The organism is Bradyrhizobium sp. CCBAU 53340, assembly GCF_015291645.1.
GTDB lineage: Bacteria > Pseudomonadota > Alphaproteobacteria > Rhizobiales > Xanthobacteraceae > Bradyrhizobium.
Window position 1 is genome coordinate 4,348,923 of sequence record NZ_CP030055.1, and the last position, 14,174, is coordinate 4,363,096.

Below are 14,174 nucleotides of genomic sequence, written 5' to 3' on the forward strand. Positions count from 1 at the left end.
TCAGGTTTTGAGTGTCCGTGCCTCAGGCCGGACGTCATTTGCGGACTTGCGATCGGGGGACCGGATGGCAGTCAACAAGATCACCTGGGACAGGGTCGGCCGGGTCACCGTGCCCGGACGCTACATGTACACGTTCGGCTGGCTCACCATCACAGCGGGCGATCTCGATATCTGGAAGCAGTATCCGCAAGCCGCGTTCACGCTGCTCGCGTACCATACCGAGCCCGATGAGGTCGCCGGCGAGGAATTCCATCTCGGCGCATTCGACATCGCCCCCGACGCTCCACCGCTGTTGACGACCCACTGAGCGGGAAAACGCGAGCTGCCGCGCCTGGAGCTCAAGCAAGCAGCGCCTCGGTGAGACCCCATCGCGCGATATGGGAACGCATGGCATGGGCGTTGCTTAGTTAACGGTATGATCCAGATCCCTCCCGCCGATCAGGCCCTTCTCCTGCTGCTCCTCGTCTCCTGCCTTGGCACGTGCCTTGTACGAGCCATTTGGGAGCTCGAGCAGCTGCGAGCCCGCCGGAGCGCGCTCCTGCCTCGCGAACGTATGACGAAGCGTGACTAGGCCACCCCGCTCGTCGCGCGTTGTCTGAACGAGATCATCTCGTCTCTGGACTTGCGGCCCGCGTACGTGCATCGTGAATCGAAGAAACCTGCACATCATCTTGATCTGACTTATCAATCGCAAGCCGGTGGCCTATGCGTGGCCATTATCGTCGATGACGAGGTGGTCCTGTCATGCAATTGATTCCGCTCGTATTCTACAATTTGCGCCCCCGATGAACGCCAGCTGTCGCGCTTGTTAAGCAAGGGGACAGCGAGCGCATGACAGATGGTCGCATCGGGAAACGTGGATAAGCGGACCAAGGGAATCTATTTTCGGCGCCGATGTACCTGATTGAAGCGTTACCCACCGTCATCGGAACGGCTGCCATCGCCCCGGCGCTGCTGATGCTGTGGCTTGTCATAGCCGCTGAGGAACGCCCCGGACCTCCGGCCCAGGTCTGGACCGCCTTTCTGCTCGGCGCGGCCAGCATCTCGCTGCTGGGTCTCGTCCGGGCGCCATTCGCCAAGATGGTTGCGGCGCCCGACAATCCCTGGGCGGCGCTCGCCATGCATTCGGTCTTCGGGGTAGCGCTGCCCGAGGAGGCGGTGAAGGTCATCGCAATCGTGCTGGTGTCGTCGGCCAAACGGCGAACCTTCGCCAATCCCATGGATACCGTGGTCTATGGCGCCGCCGTCGGCCTCGGCTTCGCGGCCTATGAGAACCTCGCCTATCTGGTTCAGCATGCCGAGATGTGGCGGTCGCTGGCGGCGCTGCGCAGCGTCCTGACCGTGCCGTTCCACGGCGCGCTCGGCATCATCGCCGGCGCCTATCTGACGATTGCGCGTGCCGGGACGGCGCTGGGTGCGAACCGCCATCACCGCGACTGGGCCCGCCTCTCCAGCCGCCTGCTGATCTTCGCGGGTCCGCTGGCACTGCATTCGGCCTTCGACTTCCCGCTCCTCACGCTCCAGCGCATGCCGGATCTCGATCCGACCTTGCGGATGTGGCTGGGCGGCGCAAGCCTGCTGATCGGGTTCAGCTCGATCGCCTTCGCCATTCGCCTGGTCCGCCGCGTCGCGCGTCACCACGCGCCCCGCACCGATATCGCGCGGGAAAGGCTCAGTCAGTTGCGGCGGATGTGGGCGTTGCTGCTTGCTGGCGGCGGCGTCGGCTTCCTCGGCCTCGCTTTCGTGCTGACCTCGATCCACCACTGGCTCATCAACCCCGAGCGCAACCTGACGCTGGCATTGATCCCGATCGGTTTCGTCTCGATCCTGCTCGGCCTTGCGCTTCTGATCGTCACAACCGCGATCTATATTCTTGGCCGCAACCGCATCCGCACCAGTGGCGAAGGCTTTTCGTCTGCGCACGGCGGCGGTTGATCCACCGCATGGCAAGCCTGGTGCGTGCGCACTAGATTGAGCACACAACTTTCGATCAGGAGCTTCCCGATGGCATCGCCCGACGATTTTTCACGGCTGCAATCCGCGATGAGCCAGGCGGTGAAGGCGCACTGGAAGGCCTTCCTGTTCGAGGGCATTCTGCTCGCCTTTCTCGGCATTGCGGCGCTGATCCTGCCACCGCTGGCAAGCCTCGCCATCACGATCTTCCTCGGCTGGATGTTCCTGATCAGCGGCATCGGCGGGTTGATCGCAACCTATTGGGCGCGCACCACGCCGGGCTTCTGGTGGTCGCTGATTTCGGCTGCGCTCGCGATCCTCGCTGGCATGATCCTGCTGGCGCGGCCGATGCAGGCCGTGCTGACACTGACCATCGTGCTCGGCGCCTATTTCCTCGCCGAAGGCGTCGCCAGCATCATGTACGCGCTGGAGCACCGCCGTGAGCTGAGCGGCCGCTGGTCATGGCTCCTGGTCTCGGGGTTCGTCGACATCGCGATTGCATTCATGGTGATCACGGGATTGCCGAGCTCGGCGGAATGGGCGATCGGCTTGCTCGTTGGCATCAATCTGCTGTTCGGCGGTGCAACCCTGATCGGCATGGCGCTGGCGGCACGCAAAAGCAACAGTTGAGCCGCCTCGAAGCCTTGAACGCCGATTGGGGGGTGACAATCCGCCAATGGCGCGCTATATGGCCTGCCATGATCACCGTCGCCACCAGCTATTTTTGGTACTTTAGCTACGACAGCTTGCTGGCGGCAGGAGGATCGCGCTCAATCTAAATATTGAAGCAAACGTCCGAACAGCCGCCAGACCTGGCGGCTTTTTTATTGGCCGGCAGGTTCTGAAACAAACAGGAGCCCGCCGTGCTGAGCACGACTGACGATCTTCGTATCCGCGAACTGAAAGAGCTGAGCACGCCTGAGGACGTGATGCGGGAAGTGCCGCGCACGCTCACGGCGACCCGTGTGGTCATGGCAGCACGCAACGCCATCCACGCCATCCTCAATGGCCAGGACGACCGGCTTTTGGTCGTCGTCGGCCCCTGCTCGGTGCACGATCCCAAGGCCGCGCTCGACTACGCCGACCGCCTCGCACGCTTGCGCGAAGACCTCGCCGACCAGCTCGAGATCGTGATGCGGGTCTATTTCGAGAAGCCGCGCACCACGGTCGGCTGGAAGGGACTCATCAATGATCCCGATCTCGACGGCAGCTTCGACATCAATAAGGGCTTGCGGCTCGCGCGCAACGTGCTCTCGGCCGTCAACAATCTCGGCCTGCCCGCCGGCACCGAATTCCTCGACATGACGACGCCGCAATACATCGCCGACCTCGTCTCCTGGGCCGCGATCGGCGCGCGCACGACCGAGAGTCAGATCCATCGCGAGCTGGCCTCAGGGCTCTCCTGTCCGGTCGGCTTCAAGAACGGCACCGATGGCAATGTGCGCATCGCGGCGGACGCGGTGAAGTCAGCTTCGCATCCGCATCATTTCATGGCGGTGACGAAGCTTGGCCGTTCCGCGATCGCCTCGACCGCGGGCAACGAGGATTGCCACATCATCCTGCGCGGCGGAGCCAAGCCGAACTACGATGCCGCAAGCGTAGCTGCGGCCTGCAACGATCTGGCGAAATCCGGCGTCGCGCCGCTGGTGATGGTGGATGCGAGCCACGCCAATTCTAGCAAGAAGCCGGAGAACCAGCCGCTGGTCATGGCCGACATCGCCAGCCAGATCTCGGGCGGCGAGAAACGCATCATGGGCGTGATGGTCGAGAGCAATCTCGTCGCCGGTCGTCAGGATGTGGTTCCTGGCAAGGCGCTGACTTACGGCCAGAGCATCACCGACGGATGCATCGATTGGGCAACGACGGCGACTGTGCTCGAGCAACTTGCCGATGCGGTCGAGATCCGCCGGAACACCGCGCGCGCCGGACGACACGAGCGTTCCGCCTAATCGGGCCAATGGCGGGCGGCGCGATGCTGTTCGCGCCCTGCCCGCTGCGGTCCGTCTATTGTTTGAGCATGATCTCTTCGGAAAACCGCTTCACAATTTGCGCTACCGCAGCCGTTTGGGTCCGGATCATGCTCTAGCAGCCGCGGCAGATGCTCTTGATCTTCTTGTCGAGCAGAGCGTCTTCTTTGCTCACGGGGTTGTTCGGATCGTTCACGGTCTTCTCGCTCGGCACGTCACCGGCGCGGGGCTGGCGATGACCGACGGGCGCCTGCGGCAACGTTCCCGACGTGGCCCCACCGGACGGCGATCCCTTGGTGGCGGGTTGGGCGAGCGCCGTACCTCCGAGCAAGACCACGAGCGATGCTGCCACCATGATCTTCTTCATATCCAATCCTCCATTCCTCAAGCCTGGCGTGTCCTCCGCTCCTGCTCAGGTCTCGGGCGGATAAAGATGAACGTCGCCACAATAGTCCATGATACGATAGCGCGTTTCCGTCACCACATCACCTGCATCGGCTGCGGTATTTTGCGCCGCCAACACATAATTCGGTCCGACCGGCGATTTGCCGGCGCCGCCGGGAATGTCGATCACATAGTCCGGCTGACACAGTCCTGACACTCGACCGCGCAGCTGCCGCATCAATTCCTGCCCGTGCGCCAGCGTCGTACGCAGATGCGCCGTGCCGGGCGCAAGATCACCGTGATGCAAGTAGTACGGCTTGATCCGGCACTCGACGAACGCCCGCATCAAATCCGACAGAGCTGCGACATTGTCATTGACGCCGCGCAAGAGCACGGACTGGCTCACCATGGGAATGCCGGCGTCGACCAACCGCGCACAGGCTTCGCGGGCCGGCCCCGTCAGCTCGCGCGCGTGATTGGCATGCAGCGCGACCCAGGTGGTTGCGCCCTCGACCTTGACGGCTGCGACCATCTCGTCACTGATGCGCGCGGGATCGGCCACCGGCACGCGGGTATGAAGACGGATGATCTTGACGTGATCGATCGCAGCGAGATCGGCCATGATCTCGCCCATCCGGCGCGGCGACAACATCAAGGGATCACCGCCGGTCAGGATCACCTCCCAGATCTCGCTATGCCCGCGGATATAGTCGATCGCGGCGCGATAGGCCGCCTCGGGCAGCGCGTTCTCCTTGCCAGGCCCGACCATCTCGCGGCGGAAGCAGAAACGGCAGTACACTGCGCAGACGTGAACGAGCTTAAACAGCACGCGATCGGGATAGCGGTGCACGATGCCGGGAACCGGCGAATGCGGATGATCGCCGATCGGATCGGCGTTCTCGCCAGGCTGCATCTCGAGCTCAGCGGCCGTTGGAATAAATTGGCGCGCGATGGGATCGTCGGGATCGGATTTGTCGATCAGATCGACCAGCGCCGGCGTGATCGCAACCGCATAGCGCGCGGCAACACGCTCGAGCGCGGGAAGCGCCGTGGCCGGCACGAGGTCCGCGGCCACAAGTTCGGCCGGCTCGCGCAATGTCCGTGCAAGATTGGTCTTCGTCATCTCTCATCCGCAGGCGGCGTCCACACCACCTGATCAATCCGTGTTGCACCGCTCGCCAGCATCACCAGCCGGTCAAAGCCGAGCGCGACGCCGCTTGCTTCCGGCATTGCGGCGACCGCCGCCAGAAAATCCTCGTCCAGCGGATAGGCCTCGCCGTAGCGGCGCTGCTTCTCCGCCATCGATTCCGTGAAGCGCTCGCGCTGCTCCTCGGCGTCGGTCAGTTCGCCAAAGCCGTTGGCCAGCTCGACACCGCAGGCATAGACCTCGAACCGTTCCGCTACCCTGGGATCGCCTGCCTTCACCCGCGCTAGCGCCGCCTCTGGAGATGGGTATTCGAACAGGATGGTCAAACGCCCTTGTCCCAGATGCGGCTCGACGTGCTCGACCAGGACCTTGCTGAAGATGTCCGACCAGGTGTCGTCCTCGGCCACGCGAACCTTGCCGGCGGCCGCCTGGGCGAGCGCGGCACGGTTACCCTCGGCGCCCGAGATTGTCGACAGCAGGTCGACCCCGGCGAAGCGATCGAAGGCGTCCGCGACCGTCAACAGTTCCGGCTCGGCGAAGGGATCGGCGCTCCGGCCTCGGAACGAAAAGGTCCCGATTCCGGTCGCCTGCGCCGCCCGGGCGATGACCACCACGGTGTCAGCCATGATGGCATCATAGGGGGCAGCCGCCCGGTACCATTCCAGCATGGTGAATTCGGGCAGATGCAGGTCGCCACGTTCGCGGTCACGGAACACCCGGGCGAACTCGAAAATCCGCGCCTCGCCGGCCGCCAACAGCTTCTTGCAGGCGAATTCGGGCGAAGTCCGCAAATATCGGCTGGCCCGGCTGCCATCCGGCCGCATGATCTCGGTCCGGGGGGCGTGCAAATGGGTTTCGTTGCCCGGGGAGACTTGAAGGACCGAGGTTTCGACCTCGACAAAGCCCTGCTCGCCGAAAAAGCCCCTCAGCGACGCGGTAATGGCCCCCCTCGCCTGGAGGAATGGCCGGCGGTCGAGATGCCGGCTGGGCGTCCAGAATGGCGAAATCGGCTTGTCCCCAGCCATTAACCGAGCGCCTCGCAGGCCAGCAAAGTGCTGGCATCGAACCGCAAAATCAGTATGTTGCGGCCCGAAACGGGCGCCGAGGCCTGATTTGAGGCCCCAAGTCCCCCATTGATTTGACCACGTCCTGGCCTGAGCCGGGCCAAGCAAGCAGGAAATATAGCTTTGAGAGTCATCGCCAGTTCTATTCGCAAGGGCAACGTGATCGAGCAAGACGGCAAACTTTATGTCGTCGTGAGCGCCGAGAACATCCATCCCGGCAAGGGCACGCCGGTCAGCCAGATCGAAATGCGCCGAATTTCGGACGGGGTAAAGATCTCCGAGCGCTACAAGACCACTGACCAGGTCGAAAAGGCCACGATCGAAGAGCGCAACTACACCTTCCTGTATGAAGATGGCGACGGTTTCCACTTCATGAACCCCGAGACCTACGATCAGGTCCAGGTCCCCAAGGACGTCGTCGGCGATGCCGCCGCCTATCTTCAGCCAGACATGACCGTCAAGCTGTCGTTGCACGACGTCAACGTTGTCTCGCTCGCTCTGCCGCAGCGCGTGACGCTTGAAGTCGTCGAGACCGAGCCGGTGACCAAGGGCCAGACCGCCTCGTCGTCCTACAAGCCGGCGGTGCTCTCCAACGGCATCCGCACCACCGTGCCGCCGCACATTTCGGTTGGCACCCGGATCGTGGTGATGACCGAAGACGGCTCCTACTCCGAGCGCGCGAAGGACTAAGCGAGGGATCGAAACAAGTGCCGCCGGGGGGCGAGACAGTGGTTGGGAAGAGTTTCCGCTTCGTCTCGCTGCTTCTGGCGTCGCTCTCGCTCCTCACCGCCACGCCGGTCGCGGCGGACGAGATCCGCAGTCCATCCCTCACGGCCCTGCGCGTCGATTGGCGCGCAGCGCTCGATCAGCTTCGCACCGAGATCAACAGCCGGCCACAGATCGCCGGCAACTTCATCTTCGTGCCGCGCCGTTCGGTCCCGCGCTACGATCCGCGCGCCACGCCGGCGCTGGTGCAGCTCAACGCAGTCTCCTCGCAATTCTTCTCCGGCATCGCCCGCAGCTCCGTTCCCGTGCTGCTGCCGTTCGATGCTGCCGCCTATCTCGAGGCGCAACGCAGCGGCGCCCCAGGCGCCTCGCCCGCGCTGTCGCGCTACCAGGCCGATTTCGATCCCGCTGACATGTTCGACGCCGGTCCCGCCGGCTACAGCGCGACGTTCTTTCTCGAGCCCGGCGCCGGCGATGGCATGCCGCCGCGTACCTTCGCAAAACCGGTCGAGGTACAGATCACGGGCTCGGCGCTCGTCTACGACATCGCCGATCCCGCCGGCGGCAAGGGCGAGCCGGTCAAATCACTTGCCACCATCTATCCGGACCTGCGCAAATTCATCCGCGAAGGCTTTGTCCGTTACGCCTTCACGCGGTTCGGTGTCGCCTATGTGGTGTCGATCCAGTGCCTGGACAGCGTCGCAAGGCCGCGGCGGCTAGCCTGCAAGGAGGCCTACCCCGTCGCCGAGCGTTTCCTGAAGGCGCTGCACGTCGCTGGTGGTCAGCGCATGCGGCCGCTGATGGACGTTGCCTCCTACGTGATCGATCGTCCCGCCCCGCGTTCGACGGATTTCAGCTTCCGACCGAGCGGCGATATCATCCCGAACACCGGTTATCGCAAACAGGGCGGCCACCCCGATGCGATGGCCTATGCACAGATCCGCTTCCCGCTCGAGAAAGCGCCGGCCTTCGTGCATTCGCAATCCTACGCCAAGCGCGACAAGGACGACGGCCCGACCGCATATCCCTGGCGCGACAATTTCTGCGAGTCGCGCAGCTTCGAGGTCTGGCAGTGCGGCGGCGGCTACGGCCACCAGGGCGAGGACATCCGCGCCGCCAATTGCCCCTCACCCGGCGACGGCCACGAAGCCTGCGATCCCAAGCAGCGCGGGGTCGTCGCCGTCCGCGATGCCGTGGTGATCCGCACGCCCAAGGACCAGGCGGCAACGCTCGAGGTCAACAGCCACACCGAGCGCATCCGCTTCCGGTACATGCACATGAACCCGCAGGCGTTGAACGCCGACGGGATACTCAATGGCCGCATCGTCAGCGAAGGCGAAAAGATAGGCGTGATCTCGAACTATCTCGACCATCCCGCGGGCACATCGATGCATCTGCATTTCGACGTCCAGGTGTTCACGCGTGATGGCTGGATCTGGGTCAGCCCCTACGTCACGCTGGTCTCGGCCTATGAGCGCCTGATCCGCGCCCGCGGCCGCGAGATCGGCCCGGAGATCGCAGGCACCCCGCAACCGGTCGCACATGCGGCGCCCGAGGATGTAGTGAAGCCCGATCTGCGAGAGGGAGCAAGCAGCGAAGAGAACTAGGAGACGCGCCGTTGAGGTCACCCGGATTTCGCAGACGCTCCATCCGGGTCACCATCTATTTTAGTCCAGATACGTCGTCAGCTGCGCGCCCTCATCGGCCACGAACACGGCGATCAGTTCGGCCGGCTCCGTGGTGCTGGCATTGGCCGAGACCAGATGCGTGGCTCCTGGCGGCTCGAAGAAGGACTGGCCGACACCGAACGTCTCGACCGGGCCGCCCCCGAGCTGGGAGCGGATCTCGCCCCTGGTAATGTAAGCGGTCACCGAGCCGGCATGCCGGTGCGGTCGCGAAAACCCGCCGGGGCCATAAAACACGCGCACGATGGTGACCCGCTTTCCCGGCACGTTTGGCAGCGCGTAGGAACCGATCGGCTCGACCTTGTCGAGCGGCGAGCTCTCCGCAGCGGCGGCGCAGAGGGGCGCGAGTGCGCCTGATACGGTGTCCATCGTGATCGGCAGCACCTTGCCGATCGCGAGCGCACAGGCAAGCCCACCGACGACGGCCAGCACCATCGAGCGCATTGGCACCGGGCGCTGCATGGTGGCTAAATTCATTGCAGTCATGACAAGCTCCCTGTCCCAATCAGGATGTTGCAGCATTCGCTGCGATCGGCCGCTTCGCCGGAGTCCATTGAAAGGCCGCGCCAAACCGGTTCCAGACGTTGATCGAGGCAATCGCGGATGTCAGGTACATCAGCTCGGTCTCGGAGAACTCGCGCTGCACTTCGGCATACACCTCGTCGCCAAAGCCTTCAGGCAGCAGGGTCAGAGCCTCGGCCCAGGCCAGCGCCGCGCGTTCGCGCGCCGAATAGATCGGCGCCTCACGCCAGACGGCGACGAGATGAAGCTTGTCGACGGGCACCCCAAGCCGCTCCGAGAGAAGGACATGGTGCTGCACACAAAAGGCGCAGCCATTGATCTGCGAGGCTCGCAGCTTCACAAGCTCGAGGAGCTGCTTGTCGAGGCCGGCCTTGGCCGCGACCTGGCCCAGAGCCAGCACCAGATCATAGGCATTTGGCGCAATCCTCTTGAAATCCTCATATTCGCTGCGGGCGTGTGACATTGCCGTTCACCTCGTGTATTATAAGAGTACTTATATGTTATAAGAGCCCTTATACATGACACGCAAGCCTGCCGGTATCACAAGATCGCAATCGGAGCGGAAGAGGCCCGACCCCGCAAAGGACAGCCTGGTGCATGTACCCGCCCCCGGCGAGGGCAAGCGTGGCGAACAGGGCTATCTCGGCTATCTCCTGCGCCAGGCCCACGCCGCGGTCCGGCTGAAGATGGAACGCTCGCTGGCCGATCTCGGCGTAACCTCACCGCAATTCGCGGTGCTGACCATGCTCAATGCCTATCCGGGACTGTCAGGGGCCGACGTCGCCCGCCTCACCTTCCTGACGCCGCAGACCGTCGGCGTCATCATCCGCAACCTCGAGCGCGATGGTGCGATCCTGATGACACCCCACCCCGTCCACGGCCGCATCCAGCAGTGGACGCCGACGCCGCGCGGCACGACACTGCTGAAGGCATGTCGGGATCGGGTGCTCGAATTGGAGAAACGTCTTGCGACAGGAATAGACGGCAAGGCCGAAGTCACAATCCGCCGCTGGCTGGCCGGCATCGCGGCCGACTTGCAGGACGAGGCCTAGTCACCTTCAAGAAGGGAATCCGAGCCTTGCGCGAGAGCACCCTATCCGCCTTTGAGCGCATTCTGAACCTCACCGTCGGGCCAAGGCTCGCCAGTTGCCATGACTCGAACACGGCTTCGGTCCGCAGCGTTCACTAGCACATGCGAACTCATCCGGTCGGCACTTGGTTCAAGATGCAGATCCGTTTCTGGTTTCCAGCTCAGCGTTGCCGCAAGATCGGCAGGAAAGATCTGCCAGCACGATCCGTCGTCGAGTTCGACGACATGGCTTTCCGCATGCGCGCGTATCTTCATTCAACCCCGAAGTCTCGTTGAAGCAGGCGGGCCCCGGCGAATTGGCCGGGGCCCTGCTCCGTCAATCGTTGTCGTGATGAATCACGGTCTTGCTGCGATTGCCGAATTCATCTTCCTTCTTGATGACAGTGGTGCGGTCGGCGGGTGCGCGCTCCTTGATGACAGTGGTCCGATCGCGATCGCGGTCACGATACTCGTGGGACTCGCCGACCGTCACGCCAGCGCCGACCGGACCGACGTGAACGCCGACCTCATCCGCGAAAGCAGGGGCAGCGATCGCAGTGACCATGGCCGCGGCAAACAGATATTTCCTCATCTTGTCCTCCTCAATGTCATGCGAGGGGAATGCAGGAGTGCGACACTTTGTTCCGGGGAACGGCCTCTTCCTCGCGTTCCCGGAACCGGCTCGCAGAAGCCCTGTTTCCCGCTACAATGGCTCGATGAAACACGCTGATTCCTCGACCATTCACGTCGCCCGCCGCACCCTGCTCAGATCCGCACTCGGCGCAGCCAGTTTGATCGCAGTTCCGAGGCACGTCCTCGCCTCGCCCCCAGGCTTCGACGAATGGCGCGAGGGCTTTCGTGCACGCGCAATGTCGAAGGGCATTTCGGCTGCGACCTGGCAGCGCGCGATGGCGCGGGTCGAACCCGACATGAGCGTGTTCAAGCAGATGCGCAACCAGCCCGAATTTCACGAGCAGGTCTGGCAGTACATCAACCGTCGCGTCTCCGACTGGCGCATCATCAACGGCAAGATCGCACTGAAGAACAACGAAGCGCTGTTTGCGCGCATCGAGCGCGATTTCGGCGTCGAGCGCGGCACGTTGCTGGCGCTATGGGGCGTGGAGTCCGCTTACGGCGATCCGCTGGTGCAGCAAAATCACATGACGCCGGTGTTTCCCTCGCTCGCCGCGCTCGCCTGGAATGAGCCGCGCCGCAAGGCCTATTGGGAGGCCGAGCTGATCAATGCACTGCGCATCGTCGACAAGGGCTGGAGCACGCCGGAGGAGATGCGCGGCTCATGGGCCGGCGCGATGGGTCATTCGCAATGGATGCCGGAGGTGTGGCTCAATGTCGGCATCGACTATAACGGCGACGGCAAGGTCTCGCCCTTCGGCAAGCCCGACGACGCGTTGGGATCGACCGCAAAATATCTCGTCAATCGCGGCAAGTGGCACCGCGGCGAACATTGGGGCTATGAGGTGCGCGCGTCCGGCGAGATGAGCGGCAGCCGCACCTATGCCGCCTGGCAGGCGGCCGGCGTTACCCGCGCCGACGGCCAGGCATTTCCGCAGCCGAATGCGTCCGCGCAGATGTGGACGCCGGTCGCGGGCGGGCCGACATTCCTGCTGGGGCCAAACTTCTACGCGGTCAAGAGCTACAACCCTTCCATGAACTATGCGCTCGCGATCTGCCATCTCGGCGATCGCTGCCTGGGCGCACCGCCCTTCATTCAACCCTTCCCCGGCTCCGAGCGCGTGCTGACGCTCGCCGAGGTGCAGGAGATGCAGACGCGCCTGACCAAGGCCGGTTTCGATACCGGTGGCACCGACGGCCGCGTCGGCAACGACACGATGAAGGCGATCAAGGATTTTCAGCTGCGTGCCGGGATCACGCCCGCCGATGGTTATGGCGGGCTGAAGGTGCTGGCAAAGCTGCGGCAGGGATCTTAAGCCGCCTCAGTGTCTGTACTGCGGCTCTTCCGCGTCGAGCTGGCGGCGGATCGCGGCGAGATGCAGTCGTGCGGATTCGGAATCGCCCTCGCGCATCTGCGTGTAGGTCGCGGCCGCAATCGCGGGATCGACCGGCAAGACCTTTCGCCCCGTCGACATCGCCAGCACCTGCACTTCGGCGGCGCGTTCGAGATAGTAGAGATCGTCCCAGGCTTCCGCGATGGTCGGCGCCAGCACCATCACGCCATGATGCTTCATGAAGACGATATCTGCACCACCGACGGCTGATGCAATCCGCGCGCCTTCGCTGGTGTCCAGCGCGAGGCCGTTGTAATCGCGATCGACCGCCGTGCGGCCATAGAACTTCAGCGCGGTCTGGCCGGCCCAGATCAGCGGATCGCCCTCGGTCATCGACAGCGCCGTCGCGTAAGGCATGTGGGTGTGGAAGGCGACCTTGGCGCGCGGCAGGCGCTTGTGCATCTCGGCATGGATGTAGAACGCGGTCGCCTCGGGCACGCCCTCGCCATCCAGTACATGACCGTGGAAGTCACAGATCAGCAGCTTTGATGCCGTCAGCTCGCGGAAGGCGTAGCCGTAGGGGTTGACCAGGAAGAGGTCATCGTGGCCGGGCACCACGGCCGAGAAATGGTTGCAGATGCCCTCCTCAAAACCGTTGCGCGCGGCCATGCGAAAACAGGCCGCGAGATCTTCGCGCGCGGTGCGGATCGCATCGGTCACGAGGTCCGGCCGGTTCGAGCGAACGGCGGCGGGCGAGGAGGCGTGAAGGCTGTGCGCCATGACGAAGGAGACCTCTTTCGGGCAATAGACGACTGCGTTCTACAGGGCCGACGCCTGCGCGTCAGCCCCTATGGCCGCCGGCCTGCCCTGCGCGTCTCACGCCCGCCGAGGCACTCCGCCGGCATTCATGCCGCCGTCGATGACGAGTTCGCTGCCGGTGACGTAACGCGAGGCATCTGACGCCAGATACAGCACGCCGGAGGCGATCTCCGCCGCCTGGCCGGCGCGACCAAGCGGGGTTGCGATCTTGGCCCGTTCCTCCGGATCGATCGGCGCGTTCTGGCCTGCGCCGGTTGCACCAGTCGGGATCTTGCCCCAGATCGGCGTGTCGATGATCCCTGGATGGACCGAATTGACGCGAATGCCGTCGCCGGCCGCCGCACACTCCATCGCAATCGATTTGGCGAACAGCCGCACGCCGCCCTTGGTCGCCGAATAGGCTGACAATCCGGGCGCGCCGCGCAAGCCCGCGAGCGACGACATCATGACGATCGAGCCGCCGCCATGCTTGCGCATCAGCGGCAGGCAATGCTTGACCGAAAGGAACACACCATCGAGATTGATCGCGTTCTGCTTGCGCCAGTCGGCGAGCGTCATGTCGGTGATCGACGGCACGGCGATGCCGATGCCGGCGTTCGACACCAGGATGTCGAGCCGGCCGTAGCGCTTGGCGATCTCGGCGACGATCTCGATCCAGCGCTCCTCGCTGGTGACGTCCTGCTCGAGGAAGATCGCCTTGCCACCGGTTTTTGTCACACGCTTGGCGAGTTCGGGGCCGCGTAGCTCATCGATGTCGGTGATGACGACCGTCGCGCCTTCGCGAGCAAATGACTCGACGATGGCCTCGCCAATGCCCGACGCACCGCCCGTCACCAGCGCGACCTTGCCCTCAACCTGCCCTGCCATGTTC

17 protein-coding genes are annotated in these 14,174 nt (G+C 63.9%); 8 read left to right on the forward strand and 9 right to left on the reverse strand.

Going from position 1 to position 14,174, the window contains the following annotated elements:
- The first annotated feature begins 64 nt into the window (after positions 1 to 64).
- From XH89_RS20715 to XH89_RS20730, 4 genes are all read left to right on the forward strand, one after another.
- Positions 65 to 307 carry a hypothetical protein gene (locus XH89_RS20715; protein ID WP_194462292.1) on the forward strand — a complete coding sequence of 81 codons (243 nt, stop codon included), beginning with the start codon at positions 65 to 67 and terminating at the stop codon, positions 305 to 307.
- 587 nt (positions 308 to 894) lie between these two features.
- A complete protein-coding gene (locus tag XH89_RS20720; RefSeq protein ID WP_194462293.1) occupies positions 895 to 1,935 on the forward strand; it encodes a PrsW family glutamic-type intramembrane protease in 1,041 nt (346 codons plus the stop codon).
- A gap of 69 nt (positions 1,936 to 2,004) precedes the next feature.
- Positions 2,005 to 2,583, forward strand: coding sequence for an HdeD family acid-resistance protein (locus tag XH89_RS20725; protein ID WP_194462294.1), 579 nt, complete (start codon positions 2,005 to 2,007; stop codon positions 2,581 to 2,583).
- Between the two features lie 233 nt (positions 2,584 to 2,816).
- Positions 2,817 to 3,902 carry a 3-deoxy-7-phosphoheptulonate synthase gene (locus XH89_RS20730; protein WP_194462295.1) on the forward strand — a complete coding sequence of 362 codons (1,086 nt, stop codon included), beginning with the start codon at positions 2,817 to 2,819 and terminating at the stop codon, positions 3,900 to 3,902.
- A gap of 133 nt (positions 3,903 to 4,035) precedes the next feature.
- On the opposite strand, the gene XH89_RS20735 is transcribed toward XH89_RS20730, so the two are convergent.
- The 3 genes from XH89_RS20735 to epmA are packed head-to-tail and all read right to left on the reverse strand — an operon-like array spanning position 4,036 to position 6,476.
- A complete protein-coding gene (locus XH89_RS20735; RefSeq protein WP_194462296.1) occupies positions 4,036 to 4,287 on the reverse strand; it encodes a hypothetical protein in 252 nt (83 codons plus the stop codon).
- A gap of 45 nt (positions 4,288 to 4,332) precedes the next feature.
- Positions 4,333 to 5,427 carry a lysine-2,3-aminomutase-like protein gene (locus tag XH89_RS20740; protein ID WP_194462297.1) on the reverse strand — a complete coding sequence of 365 codons (1,095 nt, stop codon included), beginning with the start codon at positions 5,425 to 5,427 and terminating at the stop codon, positions 4,333 to 4,335.
- Positions 5,424 to 6,476 carry an EF-P lysine aminoacylase EpmA gene (epmA, locus tag XH89_RS20745; RefSeq protein WP_194462298.1) on the reverse strand — a complete coding sequence of 351 codons (1,053 nt, stop codon included), beginning with the start codon at positions 6,474 to 6,476 and terminating at the stop codon, positions 5,424 to 5,426. The genes XH89_RS20740 and epmA overlap by 4 nt, the downstream gene beginning before the upstream one ends.
- Positions 6,477 to 6,638: 162 nt before the next feature.
- On the opposite strand from epmA, the gene efp reads away from it, so the two are divergent.
- Positions 6,639 to 7,205, forward strand: coding sequence for an elongation factor P (efp, locus tag XH89_RS20750; protein WP_194462299.1), 567 nt, complete (start codon positions 6,639 to 6,641; stop codon positions 7,203 to 7,205).
- Positions 7,206 to 7,222: 17 nt separating this feature from the next.
- A complete protein-coding gene (locus XH89_RS20755; protein ID WP_194462300.1) occupies positions 7,223 to 8,848 on the forward strand; it encodes a M23 family peptidase in 1,626 nt (541 codons plus the stop codon).
- A 60-nt stretch (positions 8,849 to 8,908) separates the two neighbouring features.
- Here the strand turns inward: XH89_RS20755 and XH89_RS20760 are convergent, their stop codons facing one another.
- Together XH89_RS20760 and XH89_RS20765 are read right to left on the reverse strand one after the other, a co-directional pair.
- On the reverse strand, positions 8,909 to 9,412 hold the full coding sequence (locus XH89_RS20760; RefSeq protein WP_194462301.1) for a cupin domain-containing protein: 504 nt from the start codon (positions 9,410 to 9,412) through the stop codon (positions 8,909 to 8,911).
- 19 nt (positions 9,413 to 9,431) lie between these two features.
- The gene (locus XH89_RS20765; RefSeq protein WP_194462302.1) at positions 9,432 to 9,911 is read right to left on the reverse strand and encodes a carboxymuconolactone decarboxylase family protein; all 480 of its coding nucleotides are present in this window, start codon (positions 9,909 to 9,911) and stop codon (positions 9,432 to 9,434) included.
- A gap of 55 nt (positions 9,912 to 9,966) precedes the next feature.
- Between XH89_RS20765 and XH89_RS20770 the strand changes: the two genes are divergently transcribed.
- Positions 9,967 to 10,500 carry a MarR family winged helix-turn-helix transcriptional regulator gene (locus tag XH89_RS20770; protein WP_194462303.1) on the forward strand — a complete coding sequence of 178 codons (534 nt, stop codon included), beginning with the start codon at positions 9,967 to 9,969 and terminating at the stop codon, positions 10,498 to 10,500.
- A gap of 41 nt (positions 10,501 to 10,541) precedes the next feature.
- Here the strand turns inward: XH89_RS20770 and XH89_RS20775 are convergent, their stop codons facing one another.
- Both XH89_RS20775 and XH89_RS20780 read right to left on the reverse strand, forming a co-directional pair.
- Positions 10,542 to 10,793: a hypothetical protein gene (locus tag XH89_RS20775; RefSeq protein WP_194462304.1), complete on the reverse strand. Its 252-nt coding sequence runs from the start codon at positions 10,791 to 10,793 to the stop codon at positions 10,542 to 10,544.
- Positions 10,794 to 10,854: 61 nt separating this feature from the next.
- Positions 10,855 to 11,109 carry a hypothetical protein gene (locus XH89_RS20780; RefSeq protein ID WP_194462305.1) on the reverse strand — a complete coding sequence of 85 codons (255 nt, stop codon included), beginning with the start codon at positions 11,107 to 11,109 and terminating at the stop codon, positions 10,855 to 10,857.
- Positions 11,110 to 11,233: 124 nt separating this feature from the next.
- Here XH89_RS20780 and XH89_RS20785 point away from each other — a divergent pair, with 124 nt between their 5' ends.
- Positions 11,234 to 12,466: a lytic murein transglycosylase gene (locus XH89_RS20785; protein WP_194462306.1), complete on the forward strand. Its 1,233-nt coding sequence runs from the start codon at positions 11,234 to 11,236 to the stop codon at positions 12,464 to 12,466.
- Positions 12,467 to 12,472: 6 nt separating this feature from the next.
- Here the strand turns inward: XH89_RS20785 and XH89_RS20790 are convergent, their stop codons facing one another.
- Positions 12,473 to 13,264: an aldolase gene (locus XH89_RS20790; RefSeq protein ID WP_194462307.1), complete on the reverse strand. Its 792-nt coding sequence runs from the start codon at positions 13,262 to 13,264 to the stop codon at positions 12,473 to 12,475.
- Positions 13,265 to 13,360: 96 nt separating this feature from the next.
- Positions 13,361 to 14,170, reverse strand: coding sequence for an SDR family NAD(P)-dependent oxidoreductase (locus tag XH89_RS20795; protein WP_194462308.1), 810 nt, complete (start codon positions 14,168 to 14,170; stop codon positions 13,361 to 13,363).
- Positions 14,171 to 14,174: the final 4 nt, after the last annotated feature.

What these genes read in the sequence shown, in the direction of transcription:
- XH89_RS20715 (WP_194462292.1), top strand. Translation starts at nt 65, where the DNA reads ATGGCAGTCAACAAGATCACCTGGGACAGGGTCGGCCGGGTCACCGTG.
- XH89_RS20720 (WP_194462293.1), top strand. Translation starts at nt 895, where the DNA reads ATGTACCTGATTGAAGCGTTACCCACCGTCATCGGAACGGCTGCCATC.
- XH89_RS20725 (WP_194462294.1), top strand. Translation starts at nt 2,005, where the DNA reads ATGGCATCGCCCGACGATTTTTCACGGCTGCAATCCGCGATGAGCCAG.
- XH89_RS20735 (WP_194462296.1), bottom strand. Translation starts at nt 4,287, where the DNA reads ATGAAGAAGATCATGGTGGCAGCATCGCTCGTGGTCTTGCTCGGAGGT.
- XH89_RS20740 (WP_194462297.1), bottom strand. Translation starts at nt 5,427, where the DNA reads ATGACGAAGACCAATCTTGCACGGACATTGCGCGAGCCGGCCGAACTT.
- epmA (WP_194462298.1), bottom strand. Translation starts at nt 6,476, where the DNA reads ATGGCTGGGGACAAGCCGATTTCGCCATTCTGGACGCCCAGCCGGCAT.
- XH89_RS20760 (WP_194462301.1), bottom strand. Translation starts at nt 9,412, where the DNA reads ATGACTGCAATGAATTTAGCCACCATGCAGCGCCCGGTGCCAATGCGC.
- XH89_RS20765 (WP_194462302.1), bottom strand. Translation starts at nt 9,911, where the DNA reads ATGTCACACGCCCGCAGCGAATATGAGGATTTCAAGAGGATTGCGCCA.
- XH89_RS20770 (WP_194462303.1), top strand. Translation starts at nt 9,967, where the DNA reads ATGACACGCAAGCCTGCCGGTATCACAAGATCGCAATCGGAGCGGAAG.
- XH89_RS20775 (WP_194462304.1), bottom strand. Translation starts at nt 10,793, where the DNA reads ATGAAGATACGCGCGCATGCGGAAAGCCATGTCGTCGAACTCGACGAC.
- XH89_RS20780 (WP_194462305.1), bottom strand. Translation starts at nt 11,109, where the DNA reads ATGAGGAAATATCTGTTTGCCGCGGCCATGGTCACTGCGATCGCTGCC.
- XH89_RS20785 (WP_194462306.1), top strand. Translation starts at nt 11,234, where the DNA reads ATGAAACACGCTGATTCCTCGACCATTCACGTCGCCCGCCGCACCCTG.
- XH89_RS20790 (WP_194462307.1), bottom strand. Translation starts at nt 13,264, where the DNA reads ATGGCGCACAGCCTTCACGCCTCCTCGCCCGCCGCCGTTCGCTCGAAC.
- XH89_RS20795 (WP_194462308.1), bottom strand. Translation starts at nt 14,170, where the DNA reads ATGGCAGGGCAGGTTGAGGGCAAGGTCGCGCTGGTGACGGGCGGTGCG.